Annotated in this window: 31 protein-coding genes; 18 read left to right on the forward strand and 13 right to left on the reverse strand. The window is 57.8% G+C overall.

Translation table 11 applies throughout. The annotated features are described in order from the left end of the window. Positions 1-110: 110 nt before the first annotated feature. The gene (locus E3U32_RS05730) at positions 111-1,322 is read left to right on the forward strand and encodes an MFS transporter (protein ID WP_134347987.1); all 1,212 of its coding nucleotides are present in this window, start codon (positions 111-113) and stop codon (positions 1,320-1,322) included. Here the strand turns inward: E3U32_RS05730 and mtfA are convergent. Both mtfA and E3U32_RS05740 read right to left on the reverse strand, forming a co-directional pair. Then, positions 1,319-2,110 (reverse strand): DgsA anti-repressor MtfA, encoded by a 792-nt coding sequence (mtfA, locus tag E3U32_RS05735; RefSeq protein WP_134347988.1) that lies wholly within the window; start codon positions 2,108-2,110, stop codon positions 1,319-1,321. The genes E3U32_RS05730 and mtfA overlap by 4 nt on opposite strands. A 199-nt stretch (positions 2,111-2,309) precedes the next feature. Next, a complete protein-coding gene (locus E3U32_RS05740; RefSeq protein WP_134347989.1) occupies positions 2,310-2,720 on the reverse strand; it encodes a hypothetical protein in 411 nt (136 codons plus the stop codon). A gap of 298 nt (positions 2,721-3,018) precedes the next feature. Here E3U32_RS05740 and E3U32_RS05745 point away from each other — a divergent pair, with 298 nt between their 5' ends. Next, the gene (locus tag E3U32_RS05745; RefSeq protein WP_134347990.1) at positions 3,019-3,399 is read left to right on the forward strand and encodes a tail fiber domain-containing protein; all 381 of its coding nucleotides are present in this window, start codon (positions 3,019-3,021) and stop codon (positions 3,397-3,399) included. Between the two features lie 45 nt (positions 3,400-3,444). Here the strand turns inward: E3U32_RS05745 and E3U32_RS05750 are convergent, their stop codons facing one another. Then, on the reverse strand, positions 3,445-3,987 hold the full coding sequence (locus E3U32_RS05750; protein WP_134347991.1) for a chorismate mutase: 543 nt from the start codon (positions 3,985-3,987) through the stop codon (positions 3,445-3,447). A gap of 287 nt (positions 3,988-4,274) precedes the next feature. Between E3U32_RS05750 and E3U32_RS05755 the strand changes: the two genes are divergently transcribed. After that, a complete protein-coding gene (locus tag E3U32_RS05755) occupies positions 4,275-4,931 on the forward strand; it encodes a class I SAM-dependent methyltransferase (RefSeq protein WP_134347992.1) in 657 nt (218 codons plus the stop codon). Between the two features lie 37 nt (positions 4,932-4,968). Here the strand turns inward: E3U32_RS05755 and E3U32_RS05760 are convergent, their stop codons facing one another. From E3U32_RS05760 to fliE, 8 genes are read right to left on the reverse strand one after another with little or no spacing between them, the layout of a single operon-like run. Further along, entirely contained in the window at positions 4,969-5,376 is a 408-nt protein-coding gene (locus tag E3U32_RS05760) for a flagellar protein FlhE (RefSeq protein ID WP_134347993.1), read from the reverse strand. Further along, positions 5,373-7,466 (reverse strand): flagellar biosynthesis protein FlhA, encoded by a 2,094-nt coding sequence (flhA, locus tag E3U32_RS05765; protein ID WP_134347994.1) that lies wholly within the window; start codon positions 7,464-7,466, stop codon positions 5,373-5,375. Before flhA ends, E3U32_RS05760 begins: the two co-directional genes overlap by 4 nt. After that, a complete protein-coding gene (gene flhB / locus E3U32_RS05770) occupies positions 7,466-8,611 on the reverse strand; it encodes a flagellar biosynthesis protein FlhB (RefSeq protein WP_134347995.1) in 1,146 nt (381 codons plus the stop codon). Before flhB ends, flhA begins: the two co-directional genes overlap by 1 nt. 18 nt (positions 8,612-8,629) lie before the next feature. Beyond that, positions 8,630-9,268: a protein phosphatase CheZ gene (cheZ, locus tag E3U32_RS05775; protein ID WP_134347996.1), complete on the reverse strand. Its 639-nt coding sequence runs from the start codon at positions 9,266-9,268 to the stop codon at positions 8,630-8,632. Between the two features lie 5 nt (positions 9,269-9,273). After that, positions 9,274-9,660, reverse strand: a complete 387-nt coding sequence (gene cheY / locus E3U32_RS05780; protein ID WP_032679442.1) for a chemotaxis response regulator CheY — start codon at positions 9,658-9,660, stop codon at positions 9,274-9,276. Continuing rightward, entirely contained in the window at positions 9,650-10,729 is a 1,080-nt protein-coding gene (locus tag E3U32_RS05785) for a protein-glutamate methylesterase/protein-glutamine glutaminase (RefSeq protein ID WP_134347997.1), read from the reverse strand. The genes cheY and E3U32_RS05785 overlap by 11 nt, the downstream gene beginning before the upstream one ends. Continuing rightward, positions 10,726-11,580 (reverse strand): CheR family methyltransferase, encoded by an 855-nt coding sequence (locus E3U32_RS05790; protein WP_134347998.1) that lies wholly within the window; start codon positions 11,578-11,580, stop codon positions 10,726-10,728. Before E3U32_RS05790 ends, E3U32_RS05785 begins: the two co-directional genes overlap by 4 nt. Positions 11,581-11,595: 15 nt before the next feature. Beyond that, positions 11,596-11,919, reverse strand: coding sequence for a flagellar hook-basal body complex protein FliE (gene fliE, locus E3U32_RS05795; RefSeq protein WP_134347999.1), 324 nt, complete (start codon positions 11,917-11,919; stop codon positions 11,596-11,598). Between the two features lie 264 nt (positions 11,920-12,183). Here fliE and fliF point away from each other — a divergent pair, with 264 nt between their 5' ends. The 13 genes from fliF (at position 12,184) to fliR (ending at position 22,612) form a co-directional block, all read left to right on the forward strand. Next, positions 12,184-13,863, forward strand: coding sequence for a flagellar basal-body MS-ring/collar protein FliF (fliF, locus tag E3U32_RS05800; RefSeq protein WP_134348000.1), 1,680 nt, complete (start codon positions 12,184-12,186; stop codon positions 13,861-13,863). Beyond that, the gene (gene fliG / locus E3U32_RS05805; protein ID WP_134348001.1) at positions 13,863-14,849 is read left to right on the forward strand and encodes a flagellar motor switch protein FliG; all 987 of its coding nucleotides are present in this window, start codon (positions 13,863-13,865) and stop codon (positions 14,847-14,849) included. Before fliF ends, fliG begins: the two co-directional genes overlap by 1 nt. Next, positions 14,836-15,540, forward strand: coding sequence for a flagellar assembly protein FliH (locus tag E3U32_RS05810; protein ID WP_134348002.1), 705 nt, complete (start codon positions 14,836-14,838; stop codon positions 15,538-15,540). Before fliG ends, E3U32_RS05810 begins: the two co-directional genes overlap by 14 nt. Next, positions 15,537-16,901, forward strand: coding sequence for a flagellar protein export ATPase FliI (fliI, locus tag E3U32_RS05815; protein WP_134348003.1), 1,365 nt, complete (start codon positions 15,537-15,539; stop codon positions 16,899-16,901). Before E3U32_RS05810 ends, fliI begins: the two co-directional genes overlap by 4 nt. A gap of 12 nt (positions 16,902-16,913) precedes the next feature. Then, on the forward strand, positions 16,914-17,363 hold the full coding sequence (gene fliJ / locus E3U32_RS05820) for a flagellar export protein FliJ (protein WP_134348004.1): 450 nt from the start codon (positions 16,914-16,916) through the stop codon (positions 17,361-17,363). Then, positions 17,360-18,430: a flagellar hook-length control protein FliK gene (locus E3U32_RS05825; protein ID WP_134348005.1), complete on the forward strand. Its 1,071-nt coding sequence runs from the start codon at positions 17,360-17,362 to the stop codon at positions 18,428-18,430. The genes fliJ and E3U32_RS05825 overlap by 4 nt, the downstream gene beginning before the upstream one ends. A gap of 129 nt (positions 18,431-18,559) precedes the next feature. Beyond that, the gene (locus E3U32_RS05830; RefSeq protein ID WP_134348006.1) at positions 18,560-19,066 is read left to right on the forward strand and encodes a flagellar basal body-associated FliL family protein; all 507 of its coding nucleotides are present in this window, start codon (positions 18,560-18,562) and stop codon (positions 19,064-19,066) included. Between the two features lie 5 nt (positions 19,067-19,071). After that, on the forward strand, positions 19,072-20,064 hold the full coding sequence (gene fliM, locus E3U32_RS05835; RefSeq protein ID WP_134348007.1) for a flagellar motor switch protein FliM: 993 nt from the start codon (positions 19,072-19,074) through the stop codon (positions 20,062-20,064). 7 nt (positions 20,065-20,071) lie between these two features. Then, positions 20,072-20,455, forward strand: coding sequence for a flagellar motor switch protein FliN (gene fliN, locus E3U32_RS05840; protein ID WP_046888408.1), 384 nt, complete (start codon positions 20,072-20,074; stop codon positions 20,453-20,455). Next, positions 20,455-20,826: a flagellar biosynthetic protein FliO gene (gene fliO / locus E3U32_RS05845; protein WP_134348008.1), complete on the forward strand. Its 372-nt coding sequence runs from the start codon at positions 20,455-20,457 to the stop codon at positions 20,824-20,826. Before fliN ends, fliO begins: the two co-directional genes overlap by 1 nt. Before the next feature lie 29 nt (positions 20,827-20,855). Beyond that, positions 20,856-21,554, forward strand: a complete 699-nt coding sequence (gene fliP / locus E3U32_RS05850) for a flagellar type III secretion system pore protein FliP (protein WP_134348078.1) — start codon at positions 20,856-20,858, stop codon at positions 21,552-21,554. A 9-nt stretch (positions 21,555-21,563) separates the two neighbouring features. Continuing rightward, the gene (gene fliQ, locus E3U32_RS05855) at positions 21,564-21,833 is read left to right on the forward strand and encodes a flagellar biosynthesis protein FliQ (RefSeq protein ID WP_134348009.1); all 270 of its coding nucleotides are present in this window, start codon (positions 21,564-21,566) and stop codon (positions 21,831-21,833) included. After that, positions 21,833-22,612, forward strand: a complete 780-nt coding sequence (fliR, locus tag E3U32_RS05860; protein WP_134348010.1) for a flagellar biosynthetic protein FliR — start codon at positions 21,833-21,835, stop codon at positions 22,610-22,612. The genes fliQ and fliR overlap by 1 nt, the downstream gene beginning before the upstream one ends. Before the next feature lie 3 nt (positions 22,613-22,615). Here the strand turns inward: fliR and E3U32_RS05865 are convergent, their stop codons facing one another. Next, positions 22,616-23,140: a hypothetical protein gene (locus E3U32_RS05865; protein WP_134348011.1), complete on the reverse strand. Its 525-nt coding sequence runs from the start codon at positions 23,138-23,140 to the stop codon at positions 22,616-22,618. Then, positions 23,106-23,912 carry a winged helix-turn-helix domain-containing protein gene (locus E3U32_RS05870; RefSeq protein WP_134348012.1) on the reverse strand — a complete coding sequence of 269 codons (807 nt, stop codon included), beginning with the start codon at positions 23,910-23,912 and terminating at the stop codon, positions 23,106-23,108. Before E3U32_RS05870 ends, E3U32_RS05865 begins: the two co-directional genes overlap by 35 nt. A 456-nt stretch (positions 23,913-24,368) precedes the next feature. Between E3U32_RS05870 and E3U32_RS05875 the strand changes: the two genes are divergently transcribed. Next, a complete protein-coding gene (locus E3U32_RS05875) occupies positions 24,369-24,860 on the forward strand; it encodes a DoxX family protein (RefSeq protein WP_134348013.1) in 492 nt (163 codons plus the stop codon). Positions 24,861-24,973: 113 nt separating this feature from the next. After that, the gene (locus E3U32_RS05880; RefSeq protein ID WP_134348014.1) at positions 24,974-26,137 is read left to right on the forward strand and encodes a methyl-accepting chemotaxis protein; all 1,164 of its coding nucleotides are present in this window, start codon (positions 24,974-24,976) and stop codon (positions 26,135-26,137) included. Positions 26,138-26,148: the final 11 nt, after the last annotated feature.

Below are 26,148 nucleotides of genomic sequence, written 5' to 3' on the forward strand. Positions count from 1 at the left end.
AATTCTCGTTATGATATTCATTCTGTTTACAGTCGCAACCATTTTTGCAATATTTGTTTTCATAAACTTCATGATTTCCACACATTTATTGACACTATGTTCACATTCTTATGCGCGCTGACTCAGAAACATTGACCGAAAACGTCACCTCAAAAGCCAACTGGCCCCTGGCGCTATGTGCAGGTTTATTAGGTATTGGGCAAAACGGCCTGCTGGTGATGCTCCCGCAGCTGGTCACCCTTACAGGGCTTTCACTCTCGGTCTGGGCCGGGCTGCTGATGTTCGGATCCATGCTCTTTTTACCGGCATCGCCCTGGTGGGGACGTCAGAGCGAGCGGAGGGGGTGTAAAGCCGTGATGCTGGCTTCGCTAAGCGGCTATCTGGCCAGTTTCGTCGTCATGGCGCTGGTGGTCTGGGCGATGGCGGCCGGAAGGCTGGATACCGTCCTGGGGCTGGCGGGGCTTATTCTCTCACGTCTGATCTACGGGCTGACGGTCTCAGGGCTGGTGCCTGCGGCCCAGACGTGGGCTATTCAGCGTGGGGGGCTGGAGAAAAGAATGGCTGCGCTGGCGACAATAAGCTCCGGCCTCAGCTGTGGGCGTTTGCTTGGCCCACCACTGGCGGCGCTGATGCTTAGCGTCAACCCGGTGGCACCGCTCTGGCTGATGGCGGTAGCGCCGTTTATCGCTCTGCTGCTGGTGCTTCGCGAAGTCGCTGACCCGCCGCTGCCGCCGGTGGCGCACCAGGCGACCCGCCTGCAGGCCTCCATGCTGCCGTTCCTGCTGCTGGCGCTGCTGCTGGCGGCGCTGGTAAGCCTGATGCAGCTTGGCCTGTCACCGCATCTCAGCCCCTTGCTGGACGGCAACGCCCGGGACATCAGCCATCACGTTGCGCTCCTGCTGAGCCTGGCCGCGCTGGCTACGCTCGCCGCGCAGTTCCTGGTCGTCCGCCCGCAGCATTTCAGCCCGGTGACGTTGCTCTGCATCGCGGCGGTGTTGATGGTCGCAGGGCTTGGGCTGATGTCTGTCGCTGGTTTAGTGCTGTTCTACGTGGGGATTGTTATCACGTCGCTTGGTGCGGCGATGGCCACGCCGGGCTACCAGCTGCTGCTGAACGATCGGCTGACCACCGGGAAAGGGGCGGGAGTTATCGCCACCAGCCACACGTTAGGCTACGGCGTCAGCGCGCTGCTGGTGCCGGTGGTGACGCGCTTTTACGGTGAACAGTCTTTAACGGTGGCCGCAGGGGGAATGGCGTTGCTGTTTTTAGCATTGAGCATCGGGGTATGGTCAACCGAGCGTACCCCTGCTAAAAAACCTTAATGGATCGACGACGTGCCGCCAGACGCCTCATTTTGCCGCAGGCGCTGCAGGGGATCCTGCTGATAAAACTGGCAGAAACGCTGCCACAGCGCCGGGAAACGTGGCGCGAAGAGCTCTGGCGCGCTGAAGAAATACTCCGAGAGCACCGCGAAGCACTCTGCAGGGTCGGTTGCCGCATAGGCGTCAATGCTGGCGGCGCTTTCGCCCACCAGGTCTATTTCGTCCTGGATGTTATCCATCGCCGCGTGCAGATCGTGCTCCCATCCGGCTACCTCGCGAAGCGGGATCAGCGGTACTCCGCTGGCGCGATCGCCGTTGCGGGTATCCAGCTTATGCGCCACTTCATGAATAATCAGATTAAAACCGGACGCATCAAACGAGTCCTGAATGTCTAGCCAGTTCAGGATTATCGGCCCTTGCTGCCAGCTTTGTCCGGACTGCACCACGCGCTGGTTGTGCACCAGGCCGATATCGTCCTGCCATTCGTCGTCAACGATAAACGGCGCCGGGTAGATCAGCACTTCGTGGAAACCATCCAGCCACTCAATGCCGAGCTCAAGCACCGGCAGGCAGAACAGCAGGGCGATACGCGCACTTTTATGCGCATCCAGCTCAAATCCCTGCAGCGGTACCAGCCGCTTTTGCTGCAAAAAGCGATCCGCCAGGTGAATCAGCTTTGACTGTTCATCCGGCTGGAGGTTGGCCAGCACGGGGATCGCCAGCGCGTCATCCCACGGCAGCGCCACATGTTGACCAGCGTCATTTGATTTCCAGGGCCACTTAATCATCGCTTTGCTCGCAAACTCGTCACGTGAACAAAATTGAAAGGTCAGGTTCCGTTAACATGCCAAAGAACCCGGCATGAAGGCAACTACAAAAGGTAGAGATGTCGAAATGGCAGGAGAGGCCGACCTTTCTCTGCCACTATTCAAGCACTTATCCTGTTTCTTTTCAGTGATAAAAATCCCACATGTGTGCAAAAGAGGATCAGGCAGAAGTCTTCATGACCTTATTCAAAATCAGTCGGTCAAGGCGCTGCGAAACCTGCGTGCAGATCACCTCGACACTCTGATCCTGATGGTACAGGGCATAGCTTAGCGCTTCAGGCGAAATATGCGCTGCGCTTGCTTGCGTGTCTGCTTTCGCTTTCATTGCCCTGGACAGGGCATAACGTGCTGCGTTTGCCCGCTTCTTATCGTAGTGTTTGAGTTCATCAATTTTCAGATTACACGCATTCAGTCTCTCCTCGTGTGAGACTGCGGTAACCGGGGCGATGTCTTCTTCAACGGGTGCTGGTGCTGCGGCGGCGACCGGCGGTACTACCCGAATCGGTGGCTCACTCTTTGTCTGGCACGCCGTCAGGCCCAGTGCCGCAATCAACAAAATAACAGTTCTCATGATTACCCTTGTGAGTGTGATGGGGGCAATATTTTACGCGATGCTTCGCGGTTCCAAATGTGTAATAAACGAATAGAACTGAATAACGGTTATATTTTTATACCGCGGACAACGAGATGAGTTTATTAGTCGTAATTGCTGTCAATAATAAGCGCTTATTGTCCAATAACACCTGTGGTTTGAAATGAAAATTATTGCTACCGTTTAATCGTCAGCGCGGGAATATCTTGCTGATACTCTTATTTTTAAATGCATAACCCTGAATATTCAGTGTCTCACACACATTTATGGAGCGTTTATGTTGTTGAAGAAAGCCGCGTTTGTAATTATCCCTCTGATCTTTTCCTCGTCTGCCCTGGCCGATCTGGGTGCAAAATGCTGTCCTTTCAGTGATGAAACTCTGAAAGAAGATATTCGTCCTCTCGAAGGCTCTCTGGATAAAATTCTCCAGCTGGAAGGCGTTTCTTATACCTGGAAAGAGAATAAAAGCCAGGATGTCGGATTAACCGCGCAGAATGTCGAAAAAGTCTACCCGGAACTGGTCAAAACGGAAGATGGGAAAAAGCAGGTCGATTATCAAAAGCTGGTTGCCCCGCTGATTGAGGCCGTACGTGAACAGCAAAATGAAATTAAGGCGTTAAAGGCTGATGTTGCACAGTGTGCATTGAAAAATAAGTAATTAATCCCTGAGCCCGTCGTAAACATGACGGGCTCAGGCAGACAGTTAGTGACGTTTAATCTTCCCGAGCGCGTCGATCAGCTGCGCCTTCTCAAGCGATGATATCTGCTTATCATTCAGCAAGCGGGACAGCGTGTGGTCCTGCTCTTCACCAAATCCGCCACCGGTCATGATTTGACGGCTAATCAGGTTCAGGATGGTGTTATCCAGGTCAAGAATTTGCGCTCTTACCTCTGCCAGAGGGCGGGGCTGCCACCCTTTTTCAGGCTGCAAACGCCAGCTATCAAGATAGCGATACTGGATGTTTTTACTGACAGCCATCTGTGTCTGCACAAACGCATCAATACTCTGCGGATCCAGCATGACGTCGCGGGCGGCGTCCTGCGCTTTCAGAAGAACATTCTTTTCTCTGGGTAGATCCTCAACGGGAAGGTGGTTCGCAGCCTTATAGCCTGCCACATCCTTCATCACCTCGAATCGCGTGTTTAATGCCTCTGCCAGCTCAGGAAGGGTTGCGGCGTTCACGGAGGCGGCCAGAGATGAACCACACATTAAAATTGATGAAACCACAACAGCGAAATAGCGCACGGTTATTCTCCCGACAATATGAGTTGGAGATCTATTATGGCAGCCTGTTTATGACAGGCAATCGTTTATAGCGTTAATAAACGAGCGTCTTTGTCAGCATTTCAGAGGTTCGAGTGGTAAATAAAAAATTCTGATAAATAAAGTCACTATATCGCCATATCAACAGAATGAACTTTTTGATAGCATGAGAAGGCGTAATTTATGTCACACCCAATTACCTTCTACTTCTCAATAAGAAGGTCACACAATGTGGCCTTCTTTACTGCACCGATTGCGCAGAGGATCCTATGAACACTAAAACACGTGACGGTATCAACGCCTATACCCCCCTCTCACTGAAACTCTATGACTGGTGGGTACTTCGCGTTTCCAACCGCTATGCCTGGAAATGCGCTACCGAGCGACATCTTATTCCCCATTTCCGAAATAACATGAAAAATAACCACCTCGATGTGGGTGTCGGAACCGGATATTACCTGACATATACGCCAGATTCCTGCACTATTTCGCTGCTCGATTTGAATATCTCAAGTCTTGAGGCGGCGAATGCACGCGTGGGCAGAAACAGGGTTAAGGCGTCCATATTGCATGACGTATTCGAACCCTATCCATCAAATCTTCAAGAGCAATTTGACTCCGTGTCGATGTTTTATCTTCTCCACTGCCTGCCCGGCGAAATGGGCGATAAAGCTGAGGTGATTGCCCACGCCAGTTCGGCGTTAACGAAAGAAGGGTGTTTATTTGGCGCGACCATTCTGGGTGACGAGGCGGGTCACAATGTGTTCGGGCGAAAACTGATGAAAATTTATAATAAGAAAGGCATCTTTTCTAACCGAACCGACAGCGCAGAGGCGTTAGCCTCTCTTCTCTCCCGTTATTTTCATCATGTGGAGATAACTGTTGAAGGGAAGGTTGCTCTCTTTAAAGCCGAACGCAAAAAATGAGTCAGGCATATCACCGACTGCAACGCGGGTGATACGCTCAACCCCGGTAACGATAACTCACCATCACCTGGTTACTCAGCACGGTCAGCGGTGTGTCGAGGCGACCTCCCGCCACGGAATAATACTCAAAACGAAACGGTCCGCCTGCCGGCATCCCGGCAGGCAGGGGCAGCTCCCCGGCATAGCCGGGCAGCCTCAGGCAGCGGGTGGCGCTGCACAGGCGAATGCGAAACCCGGCGGGGGTCAGGCCGTCCGTCTGAATCTTCCAGTTTACGCGCGAAGCTACTGCGCCAGCGGGCAGGGGAGAGGGGTTTTGCACCGGTTTGCTTTTCAGTACCACCTGTCCACGGGTCATCGTGCCGCCAAAGCTGCTGCCGCTCCATGAACCGTCCGCCGCCATCGCCAGCGGCGTGAGCAGAAGCAGCCCGAGCCCTGCTCTCCTCATCCTTTACCCCCAATCAGATACGTCATCCGCACGTTGCGCTGGGTATTAATCTCCTGGCTGGAAAGGACCGCCAGCTGCGGGAAGATGCGGCGCAGGTAGCGCGACAGCATCAGGCGCAGGGCCGGGTTCACCAGCAGCACCGGCGGCGCGCCTAATCCTTCCTGGTGCTGCAGCGCCTGCTCGGTCTGCTTCATCAGGTTTTCGGCAATGCCCGGCTCAATTGCGCTGCCGCTCTGGGTTGCCTGGATCAACAGCTGCTCCAGGGAGAGATCCAGACCAATTAGCTGAATATCGCCCTCGCCCGGGAACCACTGCTGGGTGATTGCCCGGGAGAGACGCGTCCGCACGCGGGTGGTCAGCTCATCGGCATCGCTCTGGGCGGTGGCAAACTCCGCCAGCGTATCGATAATGGTGCGCATATCGCGAATCGGTACGCGCTCGGCAAGCAGGTTCTGCAGCACTTTGTGCAGCGTGGTCAGGCTGATGACCGCCGGGATCAAATCTTCCACCAGTTTCGGCGAGTTTTTGGTGATCTGGTCGAGCAGCTGCTGCGCCTCCTGACGGCCAAACAGCTCCTCGGTATGGGTAGCGATCAGATGGTTGAGGTGCGTTGCCACCACTGAACTCGGGTCAACCACCGTGTAGCCCAGCGTCTGCGCCAGTTCGCGGTGAACCTCGTCAATCCACAGGGCTGGCAGACCAAAGGTGGGTTCGGTGCACGGCGTGCCGGGAACCTCGCCCTCGGCGCAGCCAGGGTTGATCGCCATCCAGCGATCCGGCTGCACTTCACCCGAACCAATGTTGACCCCTTTAAGCAGGATGCGATAGTGCGTCGGCGCCAGATCCAGGTTGTCACGAATATGCACGGCAGGGGGGAGGAAGCCCATTTGCTGGGCAAACTTCTTGCGAATGCCGCGCACGCGGGTCAACAGCTGGCCCTGCTGTTCGTGATCCACCATCGGAATCAGACGATAGCCCACTTCCAGACCCAGCGTATCTTCCATCTGTACATCAGACCAGGTGGCTTCGTTGACCTGTGCCACGTCAGCGTCCGCCGCATCGGCATCTGCCTGTATACCAGCGGATTTTTTCGCTTCACCTTCGCGGCCGCGCAGCCACCAGGCGACACCCAGCAGCGCGGCGGTAAACAGCAGGAAGACGAAGTTAGGCATGCCGGGGATCAGCCCCAGCAGGCCAATCACGCCGGCCGCCAGCACAATCACGCGCGGAGAGGTAAACAGCTGGCCCACCATCTGCTCGCCCACGTCCTGATCGTTGGCGACGCGGGTCACGACTACGCCGGCCGCGGTGGAGATCACCAGTCCGGGGATCTGCGCCACCAGACCATCACCGATGGTCAGCAGGGTATAGGTTTCACCGGCCACGCCCGCAGACATGTCATGCTGCATTACGCCGATCACCAGACCACCAATAATATTGATGGCCATAATCAGCAGCCCGGCGATGGCATCACCGCGCACAAACTTACTTGCACCGTCCATCGAGCCGTAGAAGTCCGCCTCCTGCGTCACCTCTTTACGGCGGCGTTTGGCTTCCTCTTCACCGATCAGTCCGGCATTGAGATCGGCGTCAATCGCCATCTGCTTGCCCGGCATCCCGTCGAGAGAAAAGCGCGCACCCACTTCCGCAATACGTCCGGCACCCTTGGTGATCACCATAAAGTTAATGATGATCAGAATGATGAACACGATGATACCGATGGCGAAATTGCCGCCCACCAGGAAGTGACCGAAGGCTTCTACCACCTGGCCTGCCGCATCGGAGCCGGTATGGCCGTGCATCAGGATCACGCGCGTTGAGGCGACGTTAAGCGCCAGACGCAGCAGGGTGGAGAACAGCAGCACCGTCGGGAAAGCCGAAAACTCCAGCGTGTTCTGGGTAAACATGGCGACCAGCAGGATCATGATCGACAGCACGATATTGAAGGTAAACAGCAGGTCCAGCACGAAGGTCGGCAGCGGCAGGATCATCATCGCCAGGATGGTCATGATCAGTACCGGCCCGGCCAGCACTTGCCACTGGGTTTCCTTCATGTTGGGTAATCGTAATTTGGTGGCGATATTGGCCATCACTCTCTACTCTCTTGTGCAAAATCCATCCCCGTCGGAACGGGAAGATCTTTAGGTGTCAGCGGACGTAAGCCATAGCCTTTACGCCAGCGCTTAAGGCCATAAACCCAGGCCAGCACTTCCGCCACCGCGCTGTACAGCTCGGCGGGAACCGGTGTGCCGGGTTCACAATGGCGATACAGGGCGCGCGCCAGCGGCGGCGCCTCAAGCATAGGGACCCGGTTCTCTTCGGCCAGTTCGCGGATGCGCAGGGCAATCAGCCCGCTACCGCTGGCAACCACCATTGGCGCGCCCATGGCACCTTCCTGATACTTCAGGGCGACCGAATAGTGGGTCGGGTTATTCACCACCACGTCAGCGGTGGGGACATCGGTCATCATTCGCTGCTGCGCCATCTGACGCTGCAGCTGGCGAATCTTGCTTTTGATCAGCGGGTCGCCTTCCTGATTTTTGAATTCGTCTTTGATTTCCTTCAGGCTCATGCGCAGCTTCTTGAAGTTGCTCCAGAGCTGGTAAACCACGTCGAACACCACCATCGGGATCAGCGATAAAATAATGACCAGCATGCAGCCCATCAGCAGGGCGCTGATATCGCCCAGCGCCATGCGCAGCGGTTCATACATCAGGCTGATAAATTTCCCTTTGTTGAACCACAAAAACAGCCCGCCGCCGATGGCTGCAAGCGTCACCTTCAGAATGCTCTTCACCATCTCCGACACCATCTGCGCGGAAAAAAGACGCTTGATGCCGCTGATCGGGTTGAGCTTTTTGACGTTAAATTTGAGGGCCTTGGCGCTCATATTCAGGCCGCCAATCAGCGACGGCGTGGCGACAGCGGTCAAAAACAGCCCGCCCACGAACGGCAGCAGGGCCAGAAAGGCGATCCCCAGCAGCGATCCGGCGTGATGCAGCATCTGCTGCGGGTCGCTGACTAACAGCCGGTCAAACGTTAAGCCGTTATGCAGCAGGTGCTGCAGCTGTTTTGCCAGCCAGCCGCCCGCCACCAGCAGCAACCCCCAGCCTGCCAGCAGCATGAGTACGCTCGTCAGCTCGCGCGATCGGGGAACCTGTCCCTCTTCGCGCGCTTTTTGCTTTCGGTGGGGTGTGGGGTCTTCTGTTTTTTCGCTGTCGTTTTGTTCTGACATGACATTCGCCCGGCGGGATTAGAAGCCGAGTGACTCCAGCAGATCGTCCACCTGCTCCTGAGACGCCACAATGCCCTCGGCGCGGGTATCGATCTGCGGACCGTTCTTCAGATGCGCATCACCGGCGGCGGCGCTGGCGTCGCGTTCGTTCATGTTTTCCACCAGCACGCTGATAAGCTCTTTCTCAACGGTCTCAATCACGTGCATCAGGCTTTGCAGCACCTGACCGGTGAGATCCTGGAAATCCTGCGCCATCATGATTTCGGTCAGCTGACGGTTGGTCTGCTGGGTCTTCTCCGGCACGTCGTGCAGGAAGGCGCGGGTGGCTTTGACCAGCTCGCGGGCGTCATCCAGCGGCTGCGGGTTTTCAAACCAGGCGTCCCAGCGGGCGCTCAGCGCGGTAGCGTTATCGCTCAGCCCTTCCTGCAGGGGACGCGCCACTTCCACGCTGGTCAGCGCACGATCGGCGGCCTGCGAAGTCTTGCCGACCACATAGTTGAGGCGATCGCGAGTGTTCGGAAAGGCATCTGCGACTTCCATAATCGCCTGTTCCAGACCGAGGTTCGCCATGCTGTCGCGCAGCAGACGGGTCAGCTGTCCGATGCGAACAAAAATCTCTGTGGCGTTATCCGCCTGCATATTTAACGGGGAGTTCATAAGGGTTACCCGAGTTTTTCAAAGATTTTGCCGAGCTTTTCTTCCAGCGTGGCAGCGGTAAACGGCTTAACGATGTAACCATTGGCTCCCGCCTGAGCGGCCGCGATGATGTTCTCTTTCTTCGCTTCTGCGGTCACCATCAGGACCGGTAGCTTTGACATCGCCGCATCGCTGCGGATGGTTTTCAGCAGCTCCAGTCCGTCGATATTGGGCATGTTCCAGTCGCTGACGACGAAATCGAAGTCGCTGGCGCGCAGCTTGTTGAGCGCGTCCTGACCGTCTTCGGCCTCGTCAATGTGCTTGTAGCCCAGATCCTGCAGCAGGTTTCGTACGATGCGTCGCATGGTGGCAAAGTCGTCAACCACCAGAAAACGCAAATTTTTATCCGACATGGGGGGTATCTCCTGAACGTCGTGAGTCGGTCTTGGAAAGGTTATGTTTATGGAAACTGTCCAGTAAGCACTGGCTGATATCGTCGAGGTCGACGACCTTCTTCGCTGCGCCCAGCGCAATCGCCTCACGCGGCATGCCGAATACCACGCAGGTGGCTTCGCTCTGTGCAAGGGTAAAGGCGCCGGTCTGGCGCAAGTGCAGCAGGCCGCGCGCGCCGTCCGCGCCCATGCCGGTCAGCAGGGCGGCGCTGGCGTGTTTGCTGGCCTGACGCGCCACGGAGTCAAACAGCACATCCACCGACGGACGGTGACGATTCACCGGCTGGGCATCGCTGAGCCTGACCCGGTAGCCGTTGTCCTGGCAGATGACCTCCATGTGGCGATCGCCCGGCGCAATCAGCGCGGTGCCCGGTAAAACCGGTTCACCATCCTGTGCTTCGCGCACCGCAATCTGGCACAGCGAGTCGAGTCGCTGGGCGAAAGAGTGGGTGAAACCGGCTGGCATGTGTTGGGCGATGACAATGCCCGGCGTACTGACAGGAAGCGTCATCAACACCCGGCGCAGCGCCTCTGTGCCACCCGTGGACGCACCGATGGCGATAATGCTCTGTTGACGCACGGGTATACCGGCGAGGATCGGTCTGGCGTCGGCGCTATGCTGTGCCAGCTTCGCGCGAGCCGCGATGCGGATCTTCTCCACCACCAGCTGGCTCCAGCTGTCGATATTCTCCGCGCCGCGGTGCTCCGGCTTGGGCAGAAAATCCACCGCACCGTGCTCCAGCGCGGTCATAGTGGCTTTCGACCCCCGGGTGGTCAGGGAGGAGACCATAATCACCGGCATCGGGCGCAGGCGCATCAGGCGGGAGAGAAACTCCAGCCCGTCCATCCGCGGCATGTCGATATCCAGCGTCAGCACGTCCGGGTTAAGCTGTTTAATCAGCTCCCGCGCGATAAACGCGTCCGGCGCCGTGCCGACCATTTCCATATCAGGCTGCTGATTGACCACCGCGCTGAGCATGTTACGCATCAGGGCGGAATCATCGACCGCCAGCACACGAATTGCCTTCACCGTGTGGCCTCCGTCAGTTCATACACCGACTGCCCCCGCAGGCGCAGCGGAATATGTGGATAATTGAAGTGTTCCGAATGACCCACAAACAGCAGGCCACCCGGCTTAAGCAGACGCGCAAAGCGCTGCAACAGACGCTGCTGCGTCGGCGCGTCGAAATAAATCATCACGTTGCGGCAGAAAATGGCGTCGAACGGCCCGGGAACGGACCACTTTTCATCGAGTAAATTAAGCTGCTGGTAGTGAATGGCCGACAGCAGTTCCCGCCGGGCTTTCACCCATTCGCTGTTGTCGCCCGCCCCGCGCAGAAAGTAGTGGCGCTTTTGCGCCAGCGTCAGCGCGTCCAGGTCGCTCAGTCGGTAGACGCCCGCTTCGGCCTTAGCCAGCACCTCGGTGTCGATATCCGATGCCCAGAGGCGCGGCCCGGCCACCGACGCGCCAAGCTGCTCGTTCAGCGTCATGGCGATAGAGCAGGGCTCTTCCCCCGTTGAGGCGGCGGTACACCAGACGCGATAGCCGCTAGCGCGCTGGCGCGCATGTTCCGCGAGGATCGGGAAGTGATACGCCTCGCGGAAAAAGGAGGTCAGGTTAGTGGTCAGCGCGTTGATAAAGTTCTGCCATTCCGGGTGCTCTGAGTGCGACTCAAGAAGGCCGATATACTCGCTGAACGTGGCCAGTCCCAGCGTGCGCACGCGACGGGAGAGACGATTAAAAATCATCTCTCGCTTTTGCGCGTTGACGACAATGCCGGCGCGCTTATAGATTAATTTCCCGACACGCTGTAATTCGCTGTCAGTCAGAGAAAGCGTATTCAGGGATAAGCGTGCAGGCGTGCTGTTAATTTCACTCATAGAAGGGGGCAGACCTTAAACCGGGGTATTCATTATTTCCTGGTAAGCGCCAATCATCTTATTTCGCGCCTGCATACCAAAGCTGAATGAAATAGAGGATTTCTGCATCGCCAGCATCACGTCATTCAGGGCAATATCGCTACTTCCGGACATCCATTGCTGTGTTTTGCTCTTTGCCTCAACCTGGGTTTTATTTATTTCGTTAATGCTGTTAAATAAAACGTCAGAAAAGGAGGGGGCGTCACCGCGCGAGGTGTGCCGCTGGTTAGACGGACCGCTGACCTGCTGTGCCTGGGTTTGTATTTGATCGAGTACGCCACGCATTAATGTCGCTGACATTTTTCAATTCCTGATTAATGGGATAAAAGCCACTGTTTATTGCACATCTTTTAAACGTCGACAGCTTAACACGTGTTTAAAAACCTCAGAAAATCCAATAAGCCGACAGAACTTTGAGCTTATTTATCCTTAAAAAAAACGCCTTTCAGACGATAATGCCCGCCTGAAAAATTCTTATATTTTTGAAATCGTCGACATCACTCTCGCGAATTTCGTGAGCTGACGCGCATCGCTGATGCGTGCTATTTCATACAGGAATACGGCATGAGTGCCACACTAAATGAGTTAACCAACAATCCGGCAGAGCGAATTAAATCGATGCTGTCCTCACTTCGCGGCAGCCCGAAGCTTTTGCTGGTGATTTGCGGCGCTGCGGCGCTATCCGTCATCATCGCGCTCATGTTCTGGGCAAAGGAGCCGGATTACCGGGTGCTGTTCAGTAATATCAGTGATGAAGAAGGCGGTGCCATCGTGGCGCAGCTGTCTCAGCTCAACGTCCCTTACCGTATCGATACGCCGGGCGGTGTGATCATGGTGCCGGGCTCGCAGGTGCATGAGGTGCGCATGAAGCTGGCCCAGCAGGGGCTGCCGAAGGGCGGCTCGGTGGGCTTTGAGCTGCTCGATCAGGAGAAGTTTGGCGTCAGCCAGTTCACCGAGCAGGTGAACTACCAGCGCGCACTCGAAGGCGAGCTGGCGCGCACCATCGAAAATCTCGGCCCGATCCAAAGCGCGCGCGTGCATCTGGCCACGCCGAAACCGTCGATGTTTGTTCGCGAACAGAAGAAACCGACCGCGTCCGTCACCGTTAACCTGCTGCAGGGCCGCACCCTGGATGACAGCCAGGTGGTGGCCATCACTCATCTTATCTCCAGCGCGGTGACCGGTCTGGCGGCAGAGAGCGTGACCATTGTCGATCAGCGCGGCAACCTGCTCACCCAGAGCGGGATGCGCGGCCTGCAGACGGCGCACCTGAAATACACCAATGAAATCGAGAGCGACTACCAGCAGCGCATCCAGCGCATTCTCGCCCCGCTGGTGGGGGATGAAAACATCCGCGCCCAGGTGACCGCGCAGATGGATTTCACCGAGCAGGAGCAGACCCTGGAGCAGTACCAGCCGAACAGCGACCCTGAAAAAATGGCGATCCGCAGCCGTCAGTCAAGTCTGGCCGAGCAGGGGAATCGCCGTGGCGCGGGCGGCGGGCCGGGGGCGTTGAGCAACACGCCACCGGCACCGGCCACCGCGCCGCTGACCCAGCCGCTCAATACCCCAGCGGATGACAAAAAAGAGAAAACCACCGGCAGCAGCGCCAGCCGTGAGACGGCGCAGCCGTATAACAACCGCAGCGATGAGACCACAAACTTTGAGGTGGATCGCACCCTGACCCACACCAAATCCAATGCCGGACGCATCCAGCGCCTGTCGGTCGCGGTGGTGATCAACCACCTGCCGCAGGGGGAAGAGGGTAAACCGGGGCCGATTAGCGAGGCCGAGCTGACCCGCATTAACGCGCTGGTCAAAGAGGCGATTGGCTACAACGCCAGCCGTGGCGACAGCGTCAACATCCTCAACTCCGCCTTTAACGGCGTAGTGGAAGAACCGATTCCGCCGTTCTGGGAACAGGATCGTTTCTACGCGCTGTTAATGGCTATCGCCCGCTATCTGGTCATCGCCATTATCGCCTGGGTGATGTGGCGCAAGCTGGTGCAGCCCGCCTGGATCCGCCATCAGGAGACCACTATCCGTCGTCTGGAGATGGAAAAAGAGGCGCGCGAAGAACAAATTGCTGCGAAAAAACGTGCAGCGGAGAAAAACAACCGCGACCGTGCCCAGCAGCGAGTGGATACGGAACTCAATGGTCAACAGCTGCGTGAGCTGGCAGAGCAGGAGCCGCGCGTTATCGCCCTGGTGATCCGCCAGTGGATGAGTAAGGAGCCGAAATAATGAATGCCTCAGATAAAAGCGCCATCGTCATGCTGACGCTGGGAGATGTCCTGGCGGCGGAGGTGTTCAAGCACCTCAACGCCCACGAGGTGAAGCAGATCAGTGCCTCAATGGTCAACATGGCGGGCTTTACTCACGACCAGATGGCAATGGTGCTGGAGGAGTTTAAAAAAGACTCCAGCGAATACGCGGCGCTCAGCCTCAATACCAACGACTACCTGCGCAGCGTGCTGGTCAAGGCGCTGGGTGAAGAGCGTGCTTCCTCGCTGCTGGAAGATCTGCTGGATACTCACCAGGGCACCAACGGCATCGAAACGCTCAACTTTATGGAGCCACAGTCGGTCTTCGATCTTATCCGTGAGGAGCATCCGCAGATCATCGCCACCATCCTGGTTCATCTTAAGCGTAACCAGGCGGCGGACGTGCTGGGCAAATTCGACGATCGCGAGCGTAACGACATCATGCTGCGTATTGCCACCTTCGGTGGCGTACAGCCTGCCGCGCTGCAGGAGCTGACGGAAGTGCTGAACAACCTGCTGCACGGTCAGAACCTCAAGCGCAGCAAGATGGGCGGCGTCCGTCCGGCAGCCGAGATCCTCAACCTGATGAAATCGCACCAGGAAGAGGCGGCCATCGAGGCGGTACGCGAGTTCGACGGCGAGCTGGCGCAGAAGATCATCGACGAGATGTTCCTGTTCGAAAACCTGGTGGAAGTGGAAGACAGAAGCATCCAGCGTCTGCTGCAGGAGATCGAGAGCGAGACGCTGATCATCGCGCTGAAAGGGGCCGACGAGCCGCTGCGCATGAAGTTCTTCCGCAACATGTCCCGTCGTCAGGCGGAGCTGATGACCGACGATCTGGCCTCCCGTGGCCCGGTGCGTCTGTCGCAGGTCGAAGCCGAGCAGAAAAACATTCTCAACGTGGTGCGTCGCCTGGCCGAGGCCGGCGAGATCCTGATTGGAGGCAGCGACGATGCCTACGTTTGATGATAACAACGCCCGCGAGTGGCGGAGCTGGAAGCCTGAAAACCTGCTGGGTGAACCGCTGGACACCCCGTTGCCCACGCTGGACAACACCCAGTCTGAGACTCAACTGAAAGCTGAACTGGCGCGTCTGCGCAAGCAGGCGGAGCAGCAGGGGTTTGCCCAGGGGCAACAGCAGGGCCAGGAAGAGGGCCGCAAACAGGGCTATGAGGCGGGGCTGAAAGAGGGTCGCGACGCCGGTTTTGCCCAAGGCCTCGAGCAGGCGCGCGTTGAACAACAGGCATTGTTGCGCGAGGCCGAGCTGTGGGTCAGCAACTTTAAGCTGGCGCTGGAAAACCTCGAAGGGCTAATCCCGGCCCGTCTGGTGCAGTTGTCCCTGACGGCGGTGCAGCAGCTCTACGGCACCTCCCGCATCGCAGATAACCATGCCCTGGTAACGCAGATCCGCAGCCTGATGCAGCAGGATGCCCTGCTGCACGGCACCATCCAGCTGTATGTCAGCCCGGACGCGTTTGACGTCGTGCAGGCGGCGCTGGGTGAAACGCTCGCCGCGATGGGCTGGGAGCTGCATCGCGACACCGGCCTGGCCGCCGGGGGCTGCCGGGTGGTCTCCCCGGATGTGGAGGTGGACGCCAGCATGGAAACCCGCTGGCAGGCGCTCTGCCAGCTGGCGCGCGAGGAGCTCTCGCAATGAGCCAGCAGCTAAAAACGTGGCTATCGGCGCTCGACCGGGTGGAAGAGAAACTGACGGAGGTGCCTGATTTTCGCCAGTACGGCAAGCTGACGCGCGCCACCGGTCTGGTAATGGAAGCCGTGGGGCTGAAGCTGCCGATCGGCGCGCTGTGTATCGTTGAGCGCCAGACGGAGCAGGGGATTATCCCGGTTGAGAGCGAAGTGGTGGGCTTTAACGGCCAGACGCTGTTCCTGATGCCGCTGGAACACGTCGACGGCATCCTGCCGGGGGCGCGTATTTATGCCCTGCAACGCGACAGCCACGCAGGAAAACAACTGCCCGTGGGCCCGCACCTGCTGGGCCGCGTGCTGGATGCGCAGGGCCGTCCGCTGGATGGCCGCCCCGCGCCGGGGAAACCGGCGGCAGGGCTCTTTACTCCAACGCTTAATCCGCTGCACCGCGACCCGATCAAAAACGTGCTCGACGTTGGCGTGCGCGCCATCAACGGCCTGCTGACGGTAGGGCGCGGGCAGCGTATGGGCCTGTTCGCCGGTTCCGGCGTCGGCAAAAGCGTGCTGCTCGGCATGATGGCCCGCTTCACCACCGCTGACGTCATCGTGGTGGGGCTGATTGGCGAGCGCGGCCGCGAAGTGAAAGATTTTATCGAGAATATCCTCGGCGAGCAGGGGCTGGCGCGTGCGGTGGTGGTGGCCGCCCCGGCCGACGTGTCGCCGATTTTGCGTATGCAGGGGGCCGTTTACGCGACGCGCATCGCGGAAGATTTTCGCGAGCGCGGCCTCAACGTGCTGCTGATCATGGACTCCCTGACCCGTTACGCCATGGCGCAGCGTGAAGTGGCCCTGGCGATTGGCGAACCGCCCGCGACCAAAGGCTATCCGCCGTCGGTCTTTGCTCGTCTGCCTGCGCTGGTCGAGCGCACCGGTAACGGCGTGAAGGGGGGCGGCTCAATCACCGCGTTTTATACCGTACTCACCGAAGGGGACGATCAGCAGGATCCGATTGCCGACTCCGCGCGTGCGATCCTCGACGGCCATATCGTGCTGTCGCGTCGTCTTGCCGAGGCGGGGCACTACCCGGCTATTGATATTGAAGCCTCGATCAGCCGCGCCATGACCGAGCTTATCCCGCATGCCCAGTACCGCAAGGTACAACGTTTTAAACAGCTGCTTTCCGCGTATCAGCGCAACCGCGATCTGGTCAGCGTGGGCGCGTACGTCAAAGGCAGCGACGCGATGCTGGATCAGGCTATTGATAAATACCCGTCGCTGGAGGCGTTCCTCCACCAGGCGATCCACGAGCGCAGCGGCTATGACGACGCCGTTCGCGCCCTGTCCGGGCTCTTCCCGGATATCAAGGACTAATCCGGAGGCGCGATGAACGTGAAAAACCCCATGACGCTGCTGCGCGATATGGCGCAAGAGACGCTGACGGAAACCACCCGCGCGCTGGGCGGGGCGCAGCAGCAGCTCCAGCAGGCAATGACTCAGCACGAACAGCTGCAGCACTACGAGCAGGAGTACCAGCAGTCCCTGCGTCAGGGGATGATGGGCGGCGGCATGTCGGTGGCGGATCTGGTCAATCACCAGTCGTTCATTTTGTCGCTGAAGCAGGTCGTGAAGCAGCAGGAAGGCCACGTTAACGCCTGCGAAAAGGCGGTAGACCAGGTGAAGCAGAACTGGGTGCAGAACAAGCAGCGCCTGAACGCGTTTGAAACCCTGATCGAACGCCGGACGACGGCGCAGGCGCTGGTTGAAAGCCGACATGAACAAAAGCTGATGGATGAATTTGCTCAGCGCGCCGGACAAAAGAGAGAAAGGCTATGAATATTGATATTGCCGCCCTGTTACTGGGCAGCGGAGCGCAGGGCAAACCGAAGGCCGGGTTGCTCTCAGACGAAGGCTTCAGCCTGGCGCTGGATGACAAGCTGGCTGAACTGGCGCAGCTTTTCCCGGGGCTTGACCCCCAGGCGCTGGCAGCACTGCCGGAAGCCGCGCTGGCGGGGGCGGGCTTGCCCGCGGATTTACTGCCTGAACAGCTGACCGGAGACGTACCCGCAGCGGAGGCTGACAGTCTGCTGCTGACGGCGACGCCGGGGCTGGCAGAGGCCCTGAAAGGCGTTGCACTCACCGACGGCGAGGGTGAGGAGAGCCCGCAGTGGCAGCTGCAGCAGCTGGTGACCCGCAGCGTCACGGGGTCAGAGCCGGTTAAGCCTGCGAATGGAGTAGTGGGCGGCAAAACCCCTGTGCAGGAGGGAAAAACCGTTTCTCCCCTGAAGGCCGCCGCCGATAACACGCCTGCGGCAAATGCCGCCCCGCTGATGGCGCAGCCCGCAGCACCGGTGAGTAGTGAGGCGATGGTCACGGCAGAGATGTCTGCGACCTCATCGGTGAGCGCCGTGGCGCTGCCGGCCGCCGTGCGCGCCAGCGTGGCGCATGCGCCGCAGCAGGTTGTCACCGTCAACCATCCGCCGGAAACGCCGGAGTGGAAGCAGTCGGTCAGCCAGCATATCGCTATTTTTAGCCGTAACGGGCTGCACAGCGCGGAGATCCGCCTGCATCCGGAAGAGCTGGGATCGCTGCAGATCTCCCTGCGCATGCAGCAGGATCAGGCGCAGATCCATATCGTCAGCGAACATGCCCACATTCGTCACGCCATGGAGCAGGCCATGCCGCAGCTGCGCGCCGCGATGGCGGAATCAGGTATTCAGCTCGGCCAGGCGAACGTGAGCGCGGAAGGGCAGCCGTTCGCCGCCGGTGAGCAGGGCCAGAACGCATCGGGGGATGAGCACGGCGCGCAGGATGGGGAAGAGCCGTTGGTTGAAGAGGAGATCGTGCCGACTTTATTAACCACCACTCCCGGAAATATATACGGAATTAATACCTTTGCCTGAAGGGATGAATTAGCTTCAGGAATGAAATTTTATCGCCTGATTATCAGGATGATTATATGGACTACAATGTCCGCCATATTGACCCGAGGGTAGTACGCTGCCCTCTCTTATTTATCAGGTGTACGTTCAATGAGTAATAAAAATAAAAAGGTCGCCAGCGGCGGAGGTTCTCGCTCGCTTCTGATGACGTTCATGTTTTTGACTGCCGTTGCGGCGTGCGGCGTTTCCGGCTACCTGTTCTGGGAAATGAAATTCGCAAAACCGGCACAGGAAACGGTTGAAGGCGATGCGAGCGCAGCACCTGTGCCCGTGCAAGTCGAGCCGCTATACGCCTCGATGAATACCTTTACCGTGAGCCTGAAGCCGACGGCGAACGAATCGGATCGGGTATTGTACCTGGGGTTGTCTATTCGCCTGGCAGAACAGAAATCGCTGGCCGTACTGGAAAAATATTTGCCGGAATATCGCAGCCGCTTATTTATGTTACTCACCCATCAGACGTATGAAGATTTAGCCACCGATGAGGGCAAACGCCGCCTGATTACCCATATTCAGAATGAGCTGGATAAACCGCTGGCGTTTAACCAGTCCATTCGCGTCACTGACGTCCTTATTAACGAATTTATTCTGCGGTAATTATTATGGCTGACAGCTTTTTATCTCAGGATGAGATCGACCGGTTGCTTAACGCGGATGCGGACAGCAGCAGCGATCTGCATAACACCCGGCCCGATGCAGGGATAAAACCCTACGATCCGCATACCCAGCGCCGGGTCATTCGCGAGCGCCTGCATTCGCTGGAAATTATTAACGAACGCTTTGCCCGTCAGTTCCGTATGGGGCTGTTTAACCTGCTGCGCCGTAGCCCGGACATTACGGCGGGGAACATTAAGATCCAGCCGTATCACGAGTTTGCCCGCAACCTGCCGGTGCCGACAAACCTGAACCTGCTGCACCTTAACCCGCTGCGCGGTACGTCGCTGATGGCGTTCTCGCCGGGGCTGGTGTTTATGGCCGTGGATAACCTGTTCGGCGGCGACGGTCGTTTCCCGACCAAGGCCGACGGTCGCGAGTTTACGCCCACCGAGCAGCGCGTGATCCACCGCATGCTGTCGATGGCGCGCGAGGCGTACGAATTTGCCTGGAGTTCGATCTATAAAATCAAAACGGAGTACATCCGCTCTGAAATCCAGGTGAAGTTCACCAACATCACCTCGTCGCCAAACGATGTGGTGGTCACCACGCCGTTTTCGGTGGAGATCGGTTCGCACCGCGGGGAGTTCAACATCTGTATTCCCTTCAGCACCATCGAACCGCTGCGCGAGCTGCTGAGTAACCCGCCAATGGACAACTCCCGTCAGGAAGATACCCAGTGGCGCGGCCTGCTGGCAAGCCAGATGCGGGAAACGGAGCTGGAGCTTGCGGCACGTTTCGCGGATATCGGCACCCGGCTCTCAAGCGTCATGCAGATGAAAAAAGGCGACATTATCGCGCTGGATAAGCAGGAGTTTATCGAAGCCAGCGTGGGTGGTGTGCCGGTCTTCACGGCCAAATACGGCGCCGTGAACAATCAATATGCCCTGAAGGTCGAGCAGATGATTCAGCCTTCATTACTTTCATTAAACAAGGAGTAATTTCCCCATGAGCGATATGAACACCTCATCGGGTTCTGACGATCAGTCCATCGATAATCTTTGGGGTGATGCCATGACCGAACAGCACGCGGCGGGAATTACCGACACCATGGCTGCACCACAATTTTCTGACGAGATGAACCTGATCCTGGATATCCCGGTAAAAATGACCGTGGAGCTGGGACGCACAAAAATGACCATCAAAGAGCTGCTGCGCTTAAGCCAGGGCTCGGTGGTGTCGCTGGACGGTCTGGCAGGTGAACCGCTGGATATCCTGATCAATGGTTACCTGATTGCGCAGGGCGAAGTCGTGGTGGTGTCCGATAAATTCGGCATCCGCATTACGGATATCATCACCCCGTCTGAGCGCATGCATCGCCTGAGCCGCTGATGAACGCCACTGACTCCCTCCCGGCCACCGGCTCGGTGCTGATGACGGTCAGCGGCGCGCTGGCCCTGATTATCCTGCTGATGGTGGTGATGGCCTGGGCCGCCCGCCGCAGCGGACTGGCGCGTCGGCTCAACGACGCCCAGGGCAACATGTCCGTGGTCGCAACCCAGTCGCTCGGGCCGCGCGAGCGTCTGGTACTGGTTGACGTGGGCGAGCAGCGTCTGGTGCTGGGCGTCACCGCCTCGCAGATTACCTGCCTCGCCACGCAGGCGCGCCCGGAAAATGCCCCGCAGACCTCCGCGCCCGCGGCGACCTTTCCGCTGATGCTGGAAACGCTGCGTCAGAAATACCGTCCGGGAGGTGAGCAGTGAACCGTCGTCTGCTGCTGGCGCTCGGCCTGATGCTGCCCGCCGCCGGTGCGCTGGCGGCCAACGGTGACATCACCCTCGGCCAGCCTTCCGGAGAAGGCGGCTGGACGCTGCCGGTACAAACCCTGCTGCTGTTGAGCGGCTTTACCTTTATCCCCGCCGTGCTGCTGATGATGACCGGGTTTACCCGCATCATCATTGTGCTGGGGCTGATGCGTAACGCGCTGGGCACGCCTACCGCGCCGCCAAACCAGGTGCTGGTGGGGCTGTCGCTGTTTTTGACCTTTTTTGTCATGTCTCCGGTGTTCAGCCAGATCTACGAAAAAGCCTGGCAGCCGCTGCAGGAAAACAAAATCACCATGGAGGTGGCGCTCACCGAAGGGGTGAAACCGCTGCGTGCGTTCATGCTTGACCAGACGCGCGAAAGCGATCTGGCGATGTTTGCCCGTATCGCGAAGACGCCGGATGTCGCCTCGCCGGAAGAGGTGCCGCTCAGCATTCTGGTGCCTGCATTTATCACCAGCGAGCTGAAAACCGCGTTCCAGATTGGCTTCACCATCTTTATCCCGTTCCTGATTATCGATCTGGTGGTCGCCAGCATTTTGATGGCGCTGGGGATGATGATGGTTCCGCCGACCACCATTGCGCTGCCGTTCAAGCTGATGCTGTTTGTGCTGGTGGATGGCTGGCAGCTGCTGGTGGGATCGCTGGCGCAGAGCTTTTACAGTTAGGAGAGACCCATGACCCCTGAAAGCGTTATGGTGATTGGCATGCAGGCGATTAAAGTGGGGCTGATGGTATCCGGCCCGCTGCTGGTGGTCGCGCTGGTCACCGGTCTTATCATCAGTATTTTGCAGGCTGCCACCCAGGTCAACGAAATGACCATGACCTTCATCCCGAAAATCCTGATGATTGTCGGCGTCGCGGTGGCGCTTGGCCCGTGGATGATGAAAATATTTATTGAATACACCCGCGCGGTGTTCGCCAGCATTCCCTATGTGATCGGCTGATGGCCTTCGGAATTCCTCTCGACCAGCTCTACGGGCTGGTCAGCCACTATTTTTTCATTATGGTGCGCATTGCCGCGCTGCTGCACGTTGCCCCTGTATTTGGCGAGAAGGCCGTCAACACCCGGCTGCGTGCCTGCCTGGCGCTGCTGACGGCGATCCTGATCGGCGGCACGCTGCCCGAAACGCAGGTGGGGCTTTATTCCTGGGAAGGAGTCTGGGTGCTGGCCAAACAGGTGATTATCGGTGCGGCGATGGGGCTGACGCTGCAATTGCTGTTTGCCGCCGTGCGCATGGCCGGTGAGATCATCGGCATGCAGATGGGGCTATCGTTCGCCACCTTCTTTGACCCCGGCGCCGGGAACAGCCCGGTGATCTCGCGTTTTCTGAACCTGTTGGTGACGCTGCTGTTCCTCGCCTTTAACGGCCATCTCTGGCTGCTGGCCCTGCTGGCGGAGACCTTCCAGACGCTGCCGGTTGACGCCACGCCGCTGCATGCGGGCGGGTTTATGTACCTGGTCACCCATTCGGGGATTATCTTCAGCCAGGGGCTGATGCTGGGGCTGCCGATTATTGCCTTGCTGCTGTGCATCAACTTTATCCTCGGGCTGTTAAACCGCCTGACGCCGCAGCTCTCCATCTTCGTGATTGGCTTCCCGCTGACGCTGACCTTCGGCATGCTGGCGCTGTTCCTGATTGCCGAAACGCTGGCCCCGTTCTTTGAGCGCCTGATGGCCACCGGGTTTGACCTGCTTGCCGGGCTGATTCAGGCGCTGGTGTAACCGTCAGTTCATGCAGGCGATACGGGCGACGGTTTCCGTGCCGGTGGCCAGTACTTTGTCGTCCAGCAGGTAGACGGTGCTGGTGCCCACTTCCCCCGGTTTGATTTGTGGGAAGATATAGTCGGTCACATCTTGATCCGTGGTCTGGCCGCCGAGCTTGCGGTGCTGGCTGGTGACGGTCAGATGGATCCGCTTGCCCGACACATCCACATCGTAGCGCACTTCACGGTTGACGGGCTTGGGCAGCCCGTCGCGCTTGCCATCTTTGAAGTGGCTGATGCTGCCGATATAGGTGGTATGCCCCTTGAACAAGCCGTCACGGTAAGAGCGATAAATGCCGCGTGCCAACGTCGCGTTGTTGTCGTCCTCAATCACGTAGTAGGAAGTGGGCGCGATGCACTGCGAGGCGTATGCGGAGGTTTTAAACCCATACAGCGCCATACCGCCCAGCCCGGCAACCATCCCGCCCAGAAACAGCAGGGTGAGCGGGGATTTAATAAAGGCGAAAATAGAACGATTCGCAGTCATTCCCTGAATCCTTAAAGGGTTGGTGGCAGGCAATAAGCCCCTGAAACTGGCTCATTTTTTCGGAGCCGGTGGTGACGTATAGCACGGCTGCTGGCGTTTCTTTGGGACGTCTGTCCAGCACGTGACGGGTATAGGTTTGCAGCGTGGACTCAATCAGAGCATTTTGTGACTGCTTATCTTGCTGAACCATCACCTGGGTGCCGGGCGGCACGCCGGGGCCGTTCCAGCGCACAAAGTGGACCGGCTGTGGGCTAAAGTCGAGCACGCCGCGCGCCAGCAGCGCCAGTACCAGCCCCACCAGCAGACCGCTGGAAAGGGCAACCAGCTTCTGCTTTAGCCTGGCACGCGGTCGGGGTGGGGCGCTCGCCACGGAAGGCGCCGCTACAGGCGGCGAAACAGGGGGCGTATCCTCCGGCGGTGCAACAGCGGGCAAGGGCTCACTGCTTGTCTCCCGCACCAGCAGACGATAGCCGCTGCGCGTCACGGCGATAAGCGTGATGGCTTCCTGCTGGTCCAGTTGAGCAAACGCGCGGCGCAGCTTGGTAATCATGACCCGGACGCTATTGTCGGTGACTTCTACCCCGGCGCTACGCCAGCCGATCTCCATCAGCTGTTCCTGGGAAAGAACCTCTCCTTGCGCCTCTGCCAGCGCGGTGAGGCACAGGCACGCGCTTTGGGGAAGGGTAACGGTCTCTTGCGTATCCGTCCGGGCAAGTTCTCGGGTCTGCAAATCCAGCGTTAGTGACGTTCCAATCGCGATATGGTTTAGCATAGTTATTTGATTCTTCTGGTGTAATGGGCATCGCTTCTGGCTATTGTAATTAATAGTAATGAATGCATGTTATTGCTAGCCGGAGGCCAGAGCGACATGCTTTTTATGTCTTACGTCATATTTTTGCAACCACTTCGTAATAACAGCCTTAACGCGATTAAGGTTATTAATTGGAGTGTTATTAACCGTATTAAAAGTGGTGCTTAAAGAGGTTTGGCTTTAATCATATTAAAACCAAATACTTGCAATTTTGACGGTGCAAACGGGCCATCTGCAGCATTGATAATGAGACGCTGTTATTATTTTGAATTAACTATTTTTAATCTGTTTATTTTTATTAATTATGCATGGGGTGGGGGCGGGAGCGGTTGCTAACGAGGTCAGCGAATTTATACTGAGTAAAGACAGGTTATTGAATTTATTACGCAGTGTTAATTTTCTTTACAAGGATGACTGATGTTTTCTCTGAAGCGTTTTATGCAAACGTCCGATCTGCCCGCCATGTTTCCCGTATTGATCTGCCGTCTGGTGGTGGGAGTATTTTTCTTTACCGCGGGGTTTAATAAATTATTCGTTCCCGAAAACCAGCTGCTGATGGTGGATACCATGCACGACGCGGGGATCCCGTTCCCGGCCGTGATGGCGGTGGTGGTTGCATTCCTGGAATGCAGCATGGGTCTGCTGTTGACCCTGGGGTTATTCAGCCGCTTTAGCGCGCTGATACTGATGATTATCAGCACCGTGGCGCTGGTCACCATTGGTATTTACACCATTCCGCGCGGACTGAATCTGATCGCCTGGCTGAGCTGGCTCTTTTATCTGCCCGAGACGCTCTATATGGTGCTGTGCCTGTTTCCTGTCACCTGGGGCGGCACGCTGTGCAGCCTTGACGGCTGGCTGGTTAAGCGCTGGGACAACGTGCGCAAGATTGTTTTTATTGAGCGTTAACAGAAGTGCGCGGTTATCAACGGTTTGAAGAGCATATTTCCTGACGCCTGCATAATAAAATAGCCCTGTAGAGGCAGCGTCGTGCTGCCGTTAAAAGAACAGGCGCTGATGTCATGGTTTTTATTGTCATACTGGTCGTTATTTTTATTACTCTGGTTATTCTTGTGCAGGCTGGCGTCATGCCGTGGTTTATTCGCACCGAGGGGCAGCGTCTGCGCACGCAGGTTGATGCCCTGGCAACCCAATTACGTGAGCAGCTCGACAGGGTTGAAGCGCAGCAGCGCTCAATGACCGAAAGCGTGGTCACCCTGAAAAGCTTTGCGCTGGATAAAAGTGCCCCCGGTGATACCGATATCGCCGAAGAGACGGGCAGCAGCCGTCAATTCTTCAATTCACTGGTCAAAGAGATCGGCGAGCGCCTTGGCGGGCGGGCCTGGATGGTGGATGACACCGGGCGCATCATCGGCGATGCCGCCGGTGCGCCGACGGTGCAATCCCTCAACGACGCCAGCCTGCCGATGGCGGTACCGCTGCGCGCGCTGCTGGCAGAGTCCGGGGAAGGGATGCGCCATACCCGCTTTCGCAGCGCCAGCGGCGAGCACTCGCTGGTGGTGACGCCGATCGCTGAGACGCCGTGGCTGCTGGCCATTGATGTGCCCACCCGCCGGATGGGCGAACGCCCCGGCATCCTCCTGCATAAGCCGTGGCCGCTGGCCGCCTTGCTGCTGGTCTCCACCCTGACGCTGCTGCGCAGCCTCAACCTGCACCTTTCACGCCTCAATGAAGAGCTGCCGTCGCAGTTGAAAACCGAGCTGGGCGCACCCTTGCCGCCGCTGATGCAGGAGATTGGCGAGCAGGTGAGCGTGATCGCCTGGGCTGCCAGCACCATTGCTGAGGAAAACGAGCGTCTGCTGCGGGTACCTGAAGCGAACGGTAATCTCCTCGCCATGCTGAGCGAAAGCACCGCGGGCGTGGTTCAGGCGATGAACGGCCTGCACGATGCCGCGCTGCAGATTGCCGACAGCAGCGGCACGCTGGTGCAGCTGGCCAGCCGTGCCTACAGCTATTCGCTGCATAACGAAGAGGGGATTTTTGCCGTAGAGTCGCGCAATCTGGCGAGCCGCTGTGCGCGCTCCTCAAAAGAGCTTCGCGCGCTGATTGACGACGCGATGATGCAGGCGCAAAGCGGCGCACCGTCGGTGACGCAGAATAACAGCGTGCTGATTGAAGAGGTGTATACGGTGGCGAATACGTTACTTCAGCGGGTGAAGGGGTAACCGGGTGACGA

This window comes from Lelliottia nimipressuralis (assembly GCF_004402045.1).
Taxonomy (GTDB): Bacteria; Pseudomonadota; Gammaproteobacteria; order Enterobacterales; family Enterobacteriaceae; genus Enterobacter; species Enterobacter chinensis.